General features: G+C 64.3%; 13 protein-coding genes. 11 read left to right on the top strand and 2 right to left on the bottom strand.

The genetic code is table 11. The annotated features are described in order from the left end of the window. Positions 1-6 precede the first annotated feature (6 nt). The 3 genes from fabB to mbfA all read left to right on the top strand — a co-directional run bounded on the left by fabB (position 7) and on the right by mbfA (position 3215). On the top strand, positions 7-1227 hold the full coding sequence (fabB, locus tag ATC00_RS26225; RefSeq protein ID WP_037377828.1) for a beta-ketoacyl-ACP synthase I: 1221 nt from the start codon (positions 7-9) through the stop codon (positions 1225-1227). Between the two features lie 4 nt (positions 1228-1231). Further along, positions 1232-2038, top strand: a complete 807-nt coding sequence (gene fabI / locus ATC00_RS26220; protein ID WP_037377830.1) for an enoyl-ACP reductase FabI — start codon at positions 1232-1234, stop codon at positions 2036-2038. Positions 2039-2231: 193 nt separating this feature from the next. Next, positions 2232-3215, top strand: a complete 984-nt coding sequence (mbfA, locus tag ATC00_RS26215) for an iron exporter MbfA (RefSeq protein ID WP_037377831.1) — start codon at positions 2232-2234, stop codon at positions 3213-3215. A 95-nt stretch (positions 3216-3310) separates the two neighbouring features. Here the strand turns inward: mbfA and ATC00_RS26210 are convergent, their stop codons facing one another. Further along, positions 3311-3931, bottom strand: coding sequence for a transglutaminase-like cysteine peptidase (locus ATC00_RS26210; protein WP_037377833.1), 621 nt, complete (start codon positions 3929-3931; stop codon positions 3311-3313). Positions 3932-4184: 253 nt separating this feature from the next. Further along, a complete protein-coding gene (locus tag ATC00_RS26205; RefSeq protein WP_037377835.1) occupies positions 4185-4991 on the bottom strand; it encodes an alpha/beta hydrolase in 807 nt (268 codons plus the stop codon). A 218-nt stretch (positions 4992-5209) separates the two neighbouring features. On the opposite strand from ATC00_RS26205, the gene infC reads away from it, so the two are divergent. From infC to pheT, 8 genes are all read left to right on the top strand, one after another. Further along, positions 5210-5746 (top strand): translation initiation factor IF-3, encoded by a 537-nt coding sequence (gene infC / locus ATC00_RS26200; RefSeq protein ID WP_072642836.1) that lies wholly within the window; start codon positions 5210-5212, stop codon positions 5744-5746. Positions 5747-6826: 1080 nt separating this feature from the next. Then, complete coding sequence (locus ATC00_RS26190) at positions 6827-7165, top strand: PepSY domain-containing protein (protein WP_234782424.1); 339 nt, start codon at positions 6827-6829, stop codon at positions 7163-7165. A 7-nt stretch (positions 7166-7172) separates the two neighbouring features. Continuing rightward, positions 7173-7838, top strand: a complete 666-nt coding sequence (locus ATC00_RS26185) for a response regulator transcription factor (RefSeq protein WP_064255015.1) — start codon at positions 7173-7175, stop codon at positions 7836-7838. Next, positions 7835-9205, top strand: coding sequence for a sensor histidine kinase (locus ATC00_RS26180; RefSeq protein ID WP_064255014.1), 1371 nt, complete (start codon positions 7835-7837; stop codon positions 9203-9205). Before ATC00_RS26185 ends, ATC00_RS26180 begins: the two co-directional genes overlap by 4 nt. 160 nt (positions 9206-9365) lie before the next feature. Further along, positions 9366-9569, top strand: coding sequence for a 50S ribosomal protein L35 (gene rpmI / locus ATC00_RS26175; RefSeq protein WP_012710090.1), 204 nt, complete (start codon positions 9366-9368; stop codon positions 9567-9569). 38 nt (positions 9570-9607) lie between these two features. Further along, the gene (gene rplT, locus ATC00_RS26170; protein ID WP_026613580.1) at positions 9608-10012 is read left to right on the top strand and encodes a 50S ribosomal protein L20; all 405 of its coding nucleotides are present in this window, start codon (positions 9608-9610) and stop codon (positions 10010-10012) included. A gap of 155 nt (positions 10013-10167) precedes the next feature. Further along, the gene (gene pheS, locus ATC00_RS26165; RefSeq protein ID WP_064255013.1) at positions 10168-11250 is read left to right on the top strand and encodes a phenylalanine--tRNA ligase subunit alpha; all 1083 of its coding nucleotides are present in this window, start codon (positions 10168-10170) and stop codon (positions 11248-11250) included. A gap of 36 nt (positions 11251-11286) precedes the next feature. Next, complete coding sequence (gene pheT / locus ATC00_RS26160; protein WP_064255012.1) at positions 11287-13713, top strand: phenylalanine--tRNA ligase subunit beta; 2427 nt, start codon at positions 11287-11289, stop codon at positions 13711-13713. Positions 13714-13789 lie beyond the last annotated feature (76 nt).

Raw genomic sequence — 13789 nt, 5'->3', positions numbered from 1 at the left:
TCTACCATGAGACGGGTTGTTGTAACGGGCCTCGGCATCGTTTCCTCGATCGGTAACAATGCCGACGAAGTCACCGCGTCGCTGCGCGAGGCGAAATCGGGCATCACCTTTTCCCCGGATTTCGCCGAGCATGGCTTCAAGTGCCAGGTCTGGGGCCAGCCGACGCTCGACCCCACCGAACTCGTCGACCGCCGTGCCATGCGCTTCCTGTCGCAGGCCGGCGCCTGGAACCACGTGGCGATGAAGCAGGCGATCGCCGATGCGGGCCTCGAGGCCGCCGACATCACCAACGAGCGCACCGGCATCATCATGGGTTCCGGCGGCGCCTCGACGCGCACCATCGTCGAGGCCGCAGAAATCACCCGCAAAAATGTCAGCCCCAAGCGCATCGGCCCCTTTGCGGTGCCGAAGGCGATGTCCTCGACCGCTTCTGCGACGCTTGCCACCTGGTTCCAGATCCACGGCGTCAACTACTCGATCTCGTCGGCCTGCTCGACCTCGGCGCACTGCATCGGCAATGCCGCGGAAATGATCCAGTGGGGCAAGCAGGACGTGATGTTCGCCGGCGGCCACGAGGATCTCGACTGGACTATGTCGAACCTCTTCGACGCCATGGGCGCCATGTCCTCCAAATACAACGACACGCCGGCCTCGGCCTCGCGCGCCTATGACGTCGACCGCGACGGGTTCGTCATCGCCGGCGGCGCTGGCGTCCTCGTGCTCGAGGAACTGGAGCGCGCCAAGGCGCGCGGCGCCAAGATCTATGCCGAGATCGTCGGCTATGGCGCGACCTCGGACGGCTACGACATGGTCGCCCCCTCCGGCGAGGGCGCGGTGCGCTGCATGCGCCAGGCGCTTGCGACCGTGAAGGGCGAGGTCGACTATATCAACACGCACGGAACCTCGACGCCGGTCGGCGACCAGAAGGAAATCGGCGCCATCCGCGAGGTGTTTGGCGAGAAGATGCCGCACATCCAGTCGACAAAGTCGCTGACCGGCCATTCGCTCGGTGCTGCCGGCGTGCAGGAATCGATCTACGGCCTGTTGATGATGCAGGCCGGCTTCATCGGCGAAAGCGCCCATATCGACACGCTCGACCCCGAATTCGAAGGCGTGCCGATCGTCCGCAAGCGCATCGACAACGCCAAGATCGACACGGTTCTTTCGAACTCCTTCGGTTTCGGCGGTACCAACGCGACGCTCGTCTTCCAGCGCTACAACGGATAACCAGATGAACGGACTGATGAACGGAAAGCGCGGCCTCATCATGGGTGTGGCCAACAACCATTCTATTGCCTGGGGGATCGCGAAGGCACTCGCGAGCCAAGGCGCCGAACTCGCCTTCACCTACCAGGGCGAGGCGCTCGGCAAGCGCGTCAAGCCGCTTGCCGCGGAGCTAAATTCCGACTTCCTGCTGCCCTGCGACGTGGAGGACATCGCCTCGGTCGACGCCGTCATCGACGCGATCAAGGAGCGCTGGGGCAAGCTCGACTTCATCGTCCATGCCATCGGTTTCTCCGACAAGAGCGAACTGAAAGGTCTCTACGCGGACACGTCGCGGGAGAATTTCAGCCGCACCATGGTGATCTCCTGCTTCTCCTTCACCGAGATCGCCAGGCGGGCCGCCGAGCTCATGAGCGATGGCGGCACGATGCTGACGCTCACCTATGGCGGTTCGGTGCGGGTGATGCCGAACTACAATGTCATGGGGGTCGCCAAGGCGGCTCTCGAAGCCTCGGTACGCTACCTTGCAGCCGACTACGGGACCCGCGGCATTCGCGTCAACGCCATCTCCGCCGGCCCGATCCGCACGCTTGCCGGCGCCGGCATTTCGGACGCCCGGGCCATGCTCTCCTGGCAGCAGAAGAACTCGCCGCTGCGCCGCACCGTGACCATCGAGGACGTCGGCAGTTCGGCACTCTACCTGCTTTCAGATCTTTCCCGCGGCGTCACCGGCGAGATCCACTACGTGGATTCCGGCTACAACATCACCTCGATGCCGGCACTCGAGACGCTCCGCGTCGCCGACGCGGAATGAAGCGAGGCGGACCGCGCCAAGCCTGAATTGGGCCTCCAATCCTGGCAGGGAGAGCTTCCCTTTTGCGGAAAATGATGGCCAGCGGGCCGGATAATGGCAGCGGCGCTACGCCGATCGCCTCCCGGCCCACAGGCTTGACGCCCGAGGATGTACCGCCTATTTCTTTAGAATAATTCTAAAGAAGGCCGCGTCCATGTTCTCCCGTCTCTTCTCCCGCTCGAAGCGTCCGTTTCTGTCGCTGGGCGAACAGGAAATCCTGGCCCTCGCCATATCTTCCGAAGAGGACGACGGACGCATCTACCTCGCCTATGCGGATGCGTTGCGCGAAAAATATCCGCATTCCGCCAGGGTCTTCGAGGACATGGCCGAGGAGGAGAGCCGCCATCGACAGGCCCTGATCGACCTGCACGTGGCGCGTTTCGGCAACCGGATTCCGCTCATCCGCCGCGAGCATGTGCGCGATTTTCCGGAGCGGAAGCCCGATTGGCTGATTGCCGAGATGCCGATCGAAAAGGCGCGCGCGGAGGCGGAAGCCATGGAGGAGGCTGCCCACCGCTTCTATCTCGAGGCGGCGGCACGCACACAGGACGCGGCAATGCGCAAGCTGCTGGGGGATCTGGCGATTGCCGAGAAGGCGCATGAGTCTCTCGCCAGGCGGCTCGGCGAAAGGCATGCGCCGGCGCAAGTGCGTGCCGAGGAAGACCGGACGTCGCACCGGCAGTTCATTCTTACCTATGTGCAGCCCGGCCTCGCGGGGCTGATGGACGGCTCAGTCTCGACGCTGGCGCCGATCTTCGCCGCCGCCTTTGCAACCCAGGATACCTGGCAGACTTTCCTCGTCGGGCTGTCGGCCTCGATCGGTGCCGGCATCTCCATGGGTTTTACCGAAGCCGCCCATGACGACGGCAAGCTTTCCGGCCGCGGCTCACCGGTCAAGCGCGGCCTCGCCTCCGGTGTGATGACCGCGCTCGGCGGCCTCGGCCATGCGCTTCCCTATCTAATCCCGCATTTCTGGACGGCGACGGTGACCGCGGTGGCGATCGTCTTCTTCGAGCTCTGGGCCATTGCCTTCATCCAGAACCGGTTCATGGAAACGACCTTCTTGAGAGCGGCCTTCCAGGTCGTGCTCGGCGGCGGCCTGGTGCTCGCGGCTGGCATCGTCATCGGCAATGCCTGATGCCGGTGCCGACGACGGCACAGCGGAATTGGGAAGAGACGCGCCATGAAAAAAGGGCCGAAACCGGCCCTTTCTTGATCGGATAATCCGGCGGCTCAGTTGCCGACGGAACCGACGAGCACCTCGGCGCTGTTGTCGATCGTCACCCAGCGGCCGCTATTGCTCGAAGCCTGGCGCTTCAGGAAGCGATAGGGCGTGTTGGTCCAGAGCTTTACGCCGTTGTCGAGATTGTCGAGGATGAAATCTCCCTGGGCGGTGCGCACCGTCAGAACCGCATGGCCTTCGCCGTCGGGCTTGCGCACCACGGTCATCAGCAGATTGCCGGCCGCGAAGCCGCGCTGCATCAGGCGCCGGCGCTTTTCAAGCGCGAAGTCCTCGCAGTCGCCCCGGCCCTTCGGGTAAGACCAGACCTCGTCGCGGCCGAGAAGCTCCTGGTCGGTGACCGGCGAGATCTCGCGGTTGACGGCCGCGTTCACCTGGCGGATGACAGCCCAGCCGCTCGCCGTGACGCGCGGCGGCGCGCCCGCCCGAGACCGGACGCCGCACTCACTTCTGTTCTTCTGACAGAATTCGAAATGGCCGATCGGCTGCGAGGTGGCAGAGCCGGTCTGCATCCAGGGAGTGGATCCCGACTGAGCCGGAACCGCCATGCTTGCCGAAATGAAAAATGCGCAGAATCCCGCGACGCCTGCCTTTACCCCGGTCCAAAATGCCATACAAATCCCCTGCAGCGCGTGCGTGCACGCGCAATCTCAAGTTGATGACAGCTTTTGTAGGCTTCCCCTAGCGCTGCTCTAATCGTTAATAAAGAGTTAATATTGTCGAAGGGGTTGAGTCAATCTACCGATTCGTCTGATTGACCTTTATGGTTAAGATCATCCACTATAAGGCAGCGGAAGCCTTGCATCCCGGGCTCTCCGGGATGTTTCGAAAACGGGGCGGTGCGTTAATGGATGTCCGCCGGGCGACTCAGGCCTTGGCGAGCACGGCGTTGATCGCCTGTTTCAGTTTGACGATGTCCTCCTCGCGCGACAACCGGTGGTCGCCGTCGCGAATGAGGGTCATGACGACATCGTCCGCCGGCATGTGCTCCATGAGCTTCAGGGCATGCGTATAGGGCACATCCGGATCGCGCATGCCCTGGAGAATATGCACCGGGCAGCCGGTCGCGATCGGCCCCCTGAGAACGCGGTTTTCCCGCCCGTCCTCAATCAGGGCGCGGGTGAAGACATTGGGCTCCGGACTATAGTCCGACGGCTCCTCGAAATAGCCGCGCTCGGCAAGCGAAGCCCGTTCGGCCGGCGACAGGTTGGGCTCGATCAGCTCGGCGGTGAAGTCGGGGGCAGGGGCGATCAGCACCAGGCCGGCGATGCGTTCGCCGTGGCCGCGTGCTCGCAGCTCTTCGATGAGGCGCAGTGCCACCCAAGCGCCCATGGAGGAGCCGATCAGGATCATGCGCCCGGCGACCGCGTGATCGACGACTGCAAGGCTTTCCTCGACCCAGCGCGAGATCGTGCCTTCCTTGAAGTCGCCGCCGGAAGCGCCATGGCCGGAATAGTCGAAGCGCACACAGTCCGTTCCGACGGCATGGGCATGGCGTTCGACTTCGAGCGCCTTCGTACCGGTCATGTCGGACCGGTAGCCGCCGAGCCAGACGAGCGCCGGGCGGTTCGAGGGGAGCTCGGCGCGGAAAATCCGCATGGCGATATTGCGCGCCGAGGCTTCCGCGCCCACCTTTACATGCGTGACTTCGGTTTCGGCCGGCATGGCTGGCATCGCTTAATTCCTCGCAAGCACCCGTTTCGTCCAGATATCCCGCTAAAAACAAATTCGCCAGAGCCTCGAAGAGGTGATTTTCCTTGCGAGCCATGCTATTGACTCTGGAGCCGCAATTCACACATTGCCGTCAGTGACTATTTCAAGCGCTAGTTTGAGATGACGCTGATCGTTTGATCGACCACTATTACCGAAAACAGCTCGAGGAGAGTACGACCATTCGCAGACCGTTCAAAGCGGACGCCCCAGTCAAGGAAGGCCCGCGCGCAAACAAGGAAATCCGGGTTCCCCGGGTTCAGCTCATCGACGCCGAAGGCCAGAACATGGGCAACGTGCCGATCGACCACGCGCTCCGCATGGCGGAAGAGGCCGGTCTTGATCTGGTGGAGATCGCACCGAATTCCGAACCGCCGGTGTGCAAGATTCTCGATCTTGGTAAGCTGAAATACGCCAACCAGAAGAAGGCGGCCGAGGCGCGCAAGAAGCAGAAGATCGTCGAGATCAAGGAAATCAAGATGCGCCCGAACATCGACACCCATGATTACGAGGTGAAGATGAAGGCGATGAACCGCTTCTTCGAAGAGGGCGACAAGGTCAAGGTGACGCTGAAGTTCCGCGGCCGCGAAATGGCCCACCAGGAGCTCGGCATGAAGCTTCTGCTGCAGGTCAAGGACGATACGCAGGCGATCGCCAAGGTCGAAGCCGAGCCGAAGCTCGAAGGCCGCCAGATGATGATGGTACTCGCGCCGAAGTAAGCACGAAAGCGTCGACCGCACGCGAAACCAATCCCATGCAAAAAGCCGCCGTGAGGCGGCTTTTCGCGTTCTGGCGCATCGTTGGCGGGCCTGACAGAATGCTGACAGCCGCGCTCAGCCGCCTGTCAGTTGTCGGATGCCAGTCTCTGCCCGTTCCAAAACAAGGAAGGGTATAGATATGCACAGCGCATTCAAAAAAGTGCTGCTCGTTTCCACAGTGAGCTTGATCGGCGTCGTTGGAGGACCCGTGACGATGGCTCTTGCGGATACCGGCGCGGCCAGCAGCTTCGAAGCCGGACCTAACGGCGGCTTCGACACGAGCAGCCCCACTACAGGTGGCGAAGGTGGATCCGGCGGCGGACAGGACACCGGCACGGGCGGTGGACAGGATACCGGTACGGGCGGTGGACAAGACACTGGCGGCGGCACCGGCGGTGAAGGCGGCGGCACCGGCGGTGAAGGCGGCGGCACTGGCGGCGAANCGGCGAAGGCGGCGGCACTGGCGGCGAAGGTGGCGGCACCGGCGGCGAAGGCGGCGGCAGCGGCGGCGAAGGCGGCGGCAGCGGCGGCGAAGGTGGCGGCAGCGGCGGCAGCGGCGGCGAAGGCGGCGGCAGCGGCGGCGAAGGTGGCGGCAGCGGCGGCGAAGGCGGCGGCACCGGCGGCGAAGGTGGCGGCACCGGCGGCGAAAGCGGTTCCGGTGGCGGACAGGATACTGGTACCGGCGGTGGACAAGACGGTGGCGGAACGCCGACGGCGAACTGATCCGATTCCGGGCTGAGCCCTGAACTGCGGCGGTGGCTGACGCCATCGCCGCAGACTTATCAAATTCGTGCCTCTTGCATCATCCTGCTGCAAGGGGCACGCCCGTTTCAGCAAGAAAATCGAAGTTCCACCCCTGTTTCCGTCACTTTTCTGGCGGATGCTGCGGCGACCTGTGTTGAGGGGATAATGAGACACCATATCTGCCTGGAGCGCGCTGCGCCGCCTCGTCCCGCTTCGCTCATGCGCCGGAGTCTGGCCGCATTTGTTTGCTGGTCGGTCGCTTCCTGTGTCGTGCCGTTGTCCGCGAGCGGTGCCGCTTTGGCCGAGGACGGAAAGGACAGCCGCGACACCTCGGACACCGGCGGCACCGGCGATACCGGCACCCGAGGCGACCGCAGCACGGCGGCCCCGGAGATCGACAGGACCCGGGAAACCAGAAGCCAGGAGGATGCGCGCGACGCCGTCGCCAAGGGAGAGATCCTCCCGCTCAGCAAGCTGCTCGCCCTGGTCGATCGCGATCTCTACGGCATGGTCATCGCGGTCGAGCTGGTACGATACATGGGCAGCGACGTCTACCGGCTGAGGACGCGCGATGGCACAGGCGTCATCCGCGATCTCGGGATCGATGCGCGCACCGGCAGATTCGTGAATTTCTGAGGCAGACATGCGCATACTTCTGGCAGAAGACGATCCCAATATCGCGGGCCATGTCCGCGGCAAGCTCGAGGCCGAAGGCTACGCGGTCGATACGCTGGCGCACGGTCCCGACATCTGGGAGCGCGGTGAAGACGGCGGCTATGCCGCCATCATCCTCGACCTCGGTCTGCCCGGTCTCGACGGATTGTCGATCCTCAAGCGGTGGCGCCACGACGGCGTGGAAACGCCCGTCGTGGTCCTGACCGCCCGCGGATCCTGGATGGAGCGCGTCGACGGTTTCGAGGCCGGCGCCGACGACTATATTCCCAAGCCGTTTCGGGCCGAGGAACTGCTGGCGCGGCTGAGGGCGCTTCTGCGGCGCGCCGGCCCGCGTTTCCAGATCACCAAATCGGCGGGCCGTTTTACGCTCGACGAGTCGACCCGCCGGGTGACGTTCGACGGAGAGGCGCTCGAACTCAGCCCGCTCGAATTCCGCATGGTCGCCTACTTCATCGAACGCAAGGGCGAAGTGCTGACCTCGCTCGAACTGGCAAGCCATGTCCAGGGACGCGACGACGATTCGGCCAAGAACGCGGTCGAGGCGATGATCGCCCGTCTGCGCCGCAAGACCGAAAGCGGCGCCATCGAGACGCGGCGCGGCTTCGGCTATCTCCTGCCGGACGCCCCTGCGTGATGCGCTCGCTGCGGCTGCGCCTGGCGGTCGGAGCGGTGATCGCGATCGGCCTCGTTCTGCTCGTTGCATGGTTTTCCCTGACGCGGCTGTTCACCGACCACGTGGTCGGCCGCTACCGCAGCGAGATGATGACGACGGTCGACACGCTCGCCGCCGAACTCGTCTTGCGCGAAGGCAGGCTGATGCTCACCGGCGAGCCGGCCGATCCGCGCTTCGACCTGCCGAACGGCGGCCGCTATTGGCAGATCTCACCCGTCGACGGCAGCAATAGCTTGCGGTCGCGCTCGCTTTGGGACGTGTCGATCGATTCCGACGCGCCGCCCAACTCACACTATGAGGGCTTTACCACCAGTGAAGGCCCGGACGGGCGTCCGATGCTGGTGCACAGCCAAACGCTGTCGCTCGGCGAAGAACCCCGGCCGGTGCGCTTCGTCGCGTCAGCGGCATTCCCGCAGCGGGAACTGGACGAAGCGCTCAATGATTTCCAGGCGCCGCTGCAGCTGATGCTGCTTGCGACCGCCGGGGTTCTGGCCGCCGCCGCCTTTTTCCAGAATGCCATAGGCCTTGTACCGCTCCGCCGCCTGAGCGAGCGGGCGGCTGCAGTGCGCGCCGGCCGCGAACGGGATTTCGGAACCTCCGGGCCGAGCGAGGTGCAGCCGCTGGTCAGCGAAATCAACCTTCTGCTCAAGGAACGCGAGGTGGCGGTCGAGCGCGCGCGTGCCCGTGCAAGCGATCTCGCCCATGGCCTCAAGACGCCGCTGACGGTGCTGGCGCAGCTTGCCGATCGACTTCCGGCGGAGGACCGCGCGCTGGCGCTCAGACAGGTGGAACTGGCCCGCCAGCGGGCCGACCGGCAATTGCAGGCCGCGCGCATGGGCGTCGAGCGGATGGCGACGACGTCGGTTATGGGCCTTGGTGGCAAGCTCGTTAGCGTCCTTCGTCCCGTCACCGCCGAGCGGGATGTCGCCTGGGAGGTCTCGATCGACAGCTCGCTTTCCCTTGACGTCGACCCGGCCGACCTCGCCGAGTGCCTCGGCAATCTCCTCGACAATGCCGCCAAATGGGCCCGTTCATTCATCCGCTTCTCGGCACGCCGGGTGAACGACGCGATTACCATCGTGATCGAGGATGACGGGCCCGGCATTGCCGAGCAGGACCGCGACGCGATCCTCAAACGCGGCGCGCGGATCGACAGCACCGACGAACGAGAGCCGGAGGGCGCCGGGCTAGGTCTGGCGATCAGTGCGGATATCGCCGACGCCTACGGCGCCTCCTTGACCATCGATCAATCTGATCTCGGAGGGCTGAGAGCGCGGCTGACCTTTCCTGTCAGGGTCGTGCGGCGTCCGTTGCGCGATCCTGTCTGACGTCGTGGGCGTAGGATCGACGCGCGGCTTGCGCTTTTGCAGGACTTCGGCTACAAGCCCCCGGTCCGAACGGTCCGGCAGGGCATGCCGTGGCCGTTCTTAACGCTGGAAACCAGCCTCGTCAGCCGGTTTCAGATATCAAGAACAATGGAGTAGCAAAATGCCCAAGATGAAGACGAAGTCGTCTGCCAAGAAGCGGTTCAAGGTAACCGCTACCGGCAAGGTGCGCGCTGCCGCTGCCGGCAAGCGCCACGGCATGATCAAGCGTACCAACAAGTTCATTCGCGACGCGCGCGGGACCATGGTTCTCGCCGAGCCTGATGGCAAGAAGGTCGTCAAGAACTACCTGCCGAACGGTCTCTGAGACTTCAGGCATATTGGACACGTTAAGGAGATCATGACATGGCACGTGTAAAACGCGGCGTCACCGCCCACGCCAAGCACAAGAAGACACTGAAGGCCGCCAAGGGTTTCTACGGCCGCCGCAAGAACACGATCCGCGCCGCCAAGGCAGCGGTCGACCGTTCCAAGCAGTACGCCTATCGCGACCGCAAGGTTAACAAGCGCAATTTCCGCGCCCTCTGGATCCAGCGCATCAACGCTGCCGTCCGCGAGCACGGCCTGACCTATGGCCGCTTCATCGACGGCCTGAACAAGGCTGGTATCGAGATCGACCGCAAGGTTCTCTCCGACATGGCGATCCATGAGACGGCTGCATTCACGGCGCTCGTCGAAGCCGCCAAGAAGGCGCTCGCCTATCTCAAGGAAGCCGGCACTGCAAACGAGTTTGAAAGCGCTGTCCGTTAAGCCAGCGTTTTCCCAAGACCGTTTCTGAAATTGTTGGGAAACCCGCGCTGGCAGGGCTGGCGCGGGTTTTTCTTGTTCGGCTCGATCGCCGGCGATCACATCGCTGCAGTGTTGAACCGATATACCGAACCATTCCCGCATCGAGGCAGGACAGAATGAGCGAACTGGAAACATTGGAACGGACATTGCTGGCGGAAATCGATGCCGCCGCCGACGAGGGGGCGATCGAGGCGTTGCGCGTCGGTGCGCTCGGCAAGAAGGGCTCGATCTCGGAGCTTCTGAAGACGCTCGGCACGATGAGCCCGGAAGAGCGCCAGACCCGCGGCTCCCGCATCAATGCGCTGAAGAATGTCGTCACCGAGGCGATTTCGGCGCGGAAGCTCGCCCTCAAGGACGCGGCGATCGCCGAGCGGCTGGCGCGCGAGACCGTCGATATCAGCCTGCCGGTTCGCTCCTCGCCGGCCGAGCGCGGCCGCATCCACCCGATCAGCCAGATCGTCGACGAGATCACCGCGATCTTCGGCGACATGGGCTTCTCGATTGCCGAAGGGCCAGACATCGAGACGGACTATTACAATTTCACGGCGCTGAACTTCCCAGAAGGTCACCCGGCCCGCGAGATGCACGACACGTTCTTCTTCGAGCCGGACGAGAAGGGCGAGCGCAAGGTGCTGCGCACGCACACCTCGCCGGTGCAGATCCGCACGATGGAGGCGCAACAGCCGCCGATCCGCATCATCATTCCGGGCAAGACCTATCGCCAGGATTCCGACGCCACCCATTCGCCGATGTTCCATCAGGTCGAAGGCTTGGTGATCGACAAGGCGGCAAACGTCGCCAACATGCGCTGGGTGCTGGAGGAATTCTGCAAGGCGTTCTTCGAGGTCGATCAGGTGACGATGCGCTTCCGGCCGTCCTTCTTCCCCTTCACCGAGCCGTCCTTCGAGGTCGATATCCAGTGCGACCGCTCCGGCCCGATCGTCAAGTTCGGCGAAGGCAAGGACTGGATGGAGATCCTCGGCTGCGGCATGGTGCACCCGAACGTGCTGCGCGCCGGCGGCCTCGATCCGGACGAGTATCAGGGTTTTGCCTGGGGTATGGGCCTCGACCGTATCGCCATGCTGAAATACGGCATGCCGGACCTGCGCGACTTCTTCAACGCCGATGTCCGCTGGATGACCCATTACGGCTTCCGCCCGCTCGACATGCCGACGCTTTTCGGCGGCCTTTCGGCCTGATCGCTCGCGCAAGAATTTTAGGACACAGGTGAAATTATGAAGTTCACGCTTTCCTGGCTGAAGGACCATCTGGAAACCGACGCCTCGCTCGAGGAAATCTGCGCGCGCCTGACGATGATCGGGCTCGAAGTCGAAGACGTCGACGACAAGGCCGCCTTCAAGCCCTTCGTCATCGCCAAGGTGATCGCCGCCGAGCAGCACCCGAACGCCGACAAGCTCAAGGTTCTGATGGTCGACACCGGCACCGGCGAGCCGGTGCAGGTCGTCTGCGGCGCCCCCAATGCGCGCACCGGCCTCGTCGGCGCCTTTGCCGCCCCCGGCACCTACGTGCCCGGCATCGATATGACGCTCTCGGTCGGCAATATCCGCGGCGTCGAAAGCCGCGGCATGATGTGCTCGGAAAAGGAATTGGAGATTTCCGACGACCACACCGGCATCATCGACCTGCCTGAGGATGCCCCTCTGGGCACGAGCTACGCGGCCTATGCGGGCCTCGACGATCCGGTCATCGAGATCAACCTGACGCCGAACCGGCCGGATTGCACCAGCGTCCACGGCATTGCCCGCGACCTCGCCGCCTCCGGCCTTGGAACCTTGAAGTCGCGTCCCGCGCCGTCCTTCCCGGTCGAAGGCGTCACAGCGATCAAGGTCCGGCTCGAACTCGGCGAAGACAGGCACCTCTGCCCGGGCTTCGCGCTCCGTCTGGTGCGCGGCGTCAAGAACGGCCCGAGCCCGGCGTGGATGCGCCAGCGGCTGACGGCGATCGGGCTTCGGCCGATCAACGCGCTCGTCGACATCACCAATTATCTGACCTTCGACCAGGGCCGGCCGCTGCATGTCTTCGATGCGGCCAAGGTTACCGGCAATCTGACGGTCCGCCGCGCCAAAGAAGGCGAGAAGGTGCTGGCGCTCGATACGCGTGAGTACACGCTGTCGCCGGCCAATGTGGTGATCGCCGACGAGGAAAGCGTCGAGTCGATCGGCGGCGTCATGGGCGGCGAGTATTCCGGCTGCGACGAGGCGACCACCGACGTGCTGATCGAATCGGCGCTCTGGGACCCGATGAACATCGCCAAGACCGGCCGCACCCTCGGCATCATTACCGATGCGCGCTACCGCTTCGAGCGCGGCGTCGATCCGGAATACATGGTGCCGGGCATCGAACGGGCGACGGAACTGGTGCTGGAGCTCTGCGGCGGCACGGCGGCGAAGCTCAATGTCGTCGGCTATGAGGGCCACACGGCCAAGGCCGTCGATTTCCCGGTCTCGGAAGTGAAGCGCCTGACCGGCCTCGAAGTTTCCCCCGAGGAGAGCGTTTCGATCCTGCAAAAACTCGGCTTCGGAGTCGAGGGCTCCGGCGAGCGCTTCCGCGTCACCGTGCCCTCCTGGCGGCCGGACGTCGACGGCAAGGCGGACCTCGTCGAGGAAGTGATGCGCATCCATGGCGTCGACAATATCGTCGCCGCGGCCTTGCCGAGCCACAACGCCGTCAACGGCAAGATCCTGACGACGCTGCAGATCCGCACGCGCCAGGCGAGACGTGCGCTTGCAAGCCGCGGCATGCTCGAAGCCGTCACCTGGTCGTTCATCTCGGAGGAGCAGGCGAAGCTTTTCGGCGGCGGTCAGCCGGCGCTGAAGCTCGCCAATCCGATCGCCGCCGACATGTCCGACATGCGGCCGTCGTTGCTGCCGGGTCTTCTGACCGCGGCGCAGCGCAATGCCGACAAGGGCTATGGCGACGTGGCAATCTTCGAGGTCTCGGGCACCTATGAGGGCGACACGCCCGAGGCGCAGCGCCGCGTCACCGGTGGCGTCCGCCGTGGCACCGCGTCGCTCAACGGCGCCGGCCGGCTCTGGTCGAATGCCGCCAAGGGCGGCGGCAAGCCGGTCGACGTCTTCGACGCCAAGGCCGATGCGATCGCCGTGCTCGAGGCCTGCGGCGTGCCGATGGGTAATGTCCAGTTCGAGGCCGGCGGCCCTGCCTGGTATCATCCGGGCCGTTCCGGCACGATCAAGCTCGGCCCGAAGATCGTGCTCGGCGCCTTCGGCGAATTCCATCCGAAGACGCTCGACGCCCTCGACGTCTCCGGCCCGATCGCCGGTTTCGAGATCTATGTCGACGCCATGCCGGAGCCGAAGAAGAAGGCGACGCGGACCAAGCCGGCGCTCGAGCTCTCGCCCTTCCAGGCGGTCAAGCGCGACTTCGCCTTCGTCGTCGACAAGGCGGTGGAGGCCGCTGCAATCGCGCGGGCGGCATCCGGCGCCGACCGCAAGTTGGTGACAGCTGTCAACGTCTTCGACGTCTTCGAGGGCGCTTCGCTTGGCGAGGGCAAGAAGTCGGTGGCCATCGAGGTGACGATCCAGCCGGTCGAGCGCACGCTCACCGACGAGGATTTCGAGGCGCTGACCTCGCGCATCGTCGCCAACGTCGCCAAGAGCACGGGCGGCGTGCTGCGTGCCTGACGCTCTGAGTTAGCCCCCTCATCCGGCCTGCCGGCCACATTCTCCCGCAGGCGGGGCGAAGGAGACTCCCGGCGCT

Origin of the sequence: Sinorhizobium americanum (assembly GCF_001651855.1) — a bacterium.
Lineage (GTDB): Bacteria > Pseudomonadota > Alphaproteobacteria > Rhizobiales > Rhizobiaceae > Sinorhizobium > Sinorhizobium americanum.
The sequence above is the reverse complement of the archived record's forward strand: the minus strand, read 5'-3'. Positions and strand labels throughout refer to the sequence as shown.

Bases quoted from the DNA above. Each gene is read 5' to 3' on its own strand.
- fabB (WP_037377828.1), top strand. From the start codon at position 7: ATGAGACGGGTTGTTGTAACGGGCCTCGGCATCGTTTCCTCGATCGGT.
- fabI (WP_037377830.1), top strand. From the start codon at position 1,232: ATGAACGGACTGATGAACGGAAAGCGCGGCCTCATCATGGGTGTGGCC.
- mbfA (WP_037377831.1), top strand. From the start codon at position 2,232: ATGTTCTCCCGTCTCTTCTCCCGCTCGAAGCGTCCGTTTCTGTCGCTG.
- ATC00_RS26210 (WP_037377833.1), bottom strand. From the start codon at position 3,931: ATGGCATTTTGGACCGGGGTAAAGGCAGGCGTCGCGGGATTCTGCGCA.
- ATC00_RS26205 (WP_037377835.1), bottom strand. From the start codon at position 4,991: ATGCCAGCCATGCCGGCCGAAACCGAAGTCACGCATGTAAAGGTGGGC.
- ATC00_RS26185 (WP_064255015.1), top strand. From the start codon at position 7,173: ATGCGCATACTTCTGGCAGAAGACGATCCCAATATCGCGGGCCATGTC.
- rpmI (WP_012710090.1), top strand. From the start codon at position 9,366: ATGCCCAAGATGAAGACGAAGTCGTCTGCCAAGAAGCGGTTCAAGGTA.
- rplT (WP_026613580.1), top strand. From the start codon at position 9,608: ATGGCACGTGTAAAACGCGGCGTCACCGCCCACGCCAAGCACAAGAAG.
- pheS (WP_064255013.1), top strand. From the start codon at position 10,168: ATGAGCGAACTGGAAACATTGGAACGGACATTGCTGGCGGAAATCGAT.
- pheT (WP_064255012.1), top strand. From the start codon at position 11,287: ATGAAGTTCACGCTTTCCTGGCTGAAGGACCATCTGGAAACCGACGCC.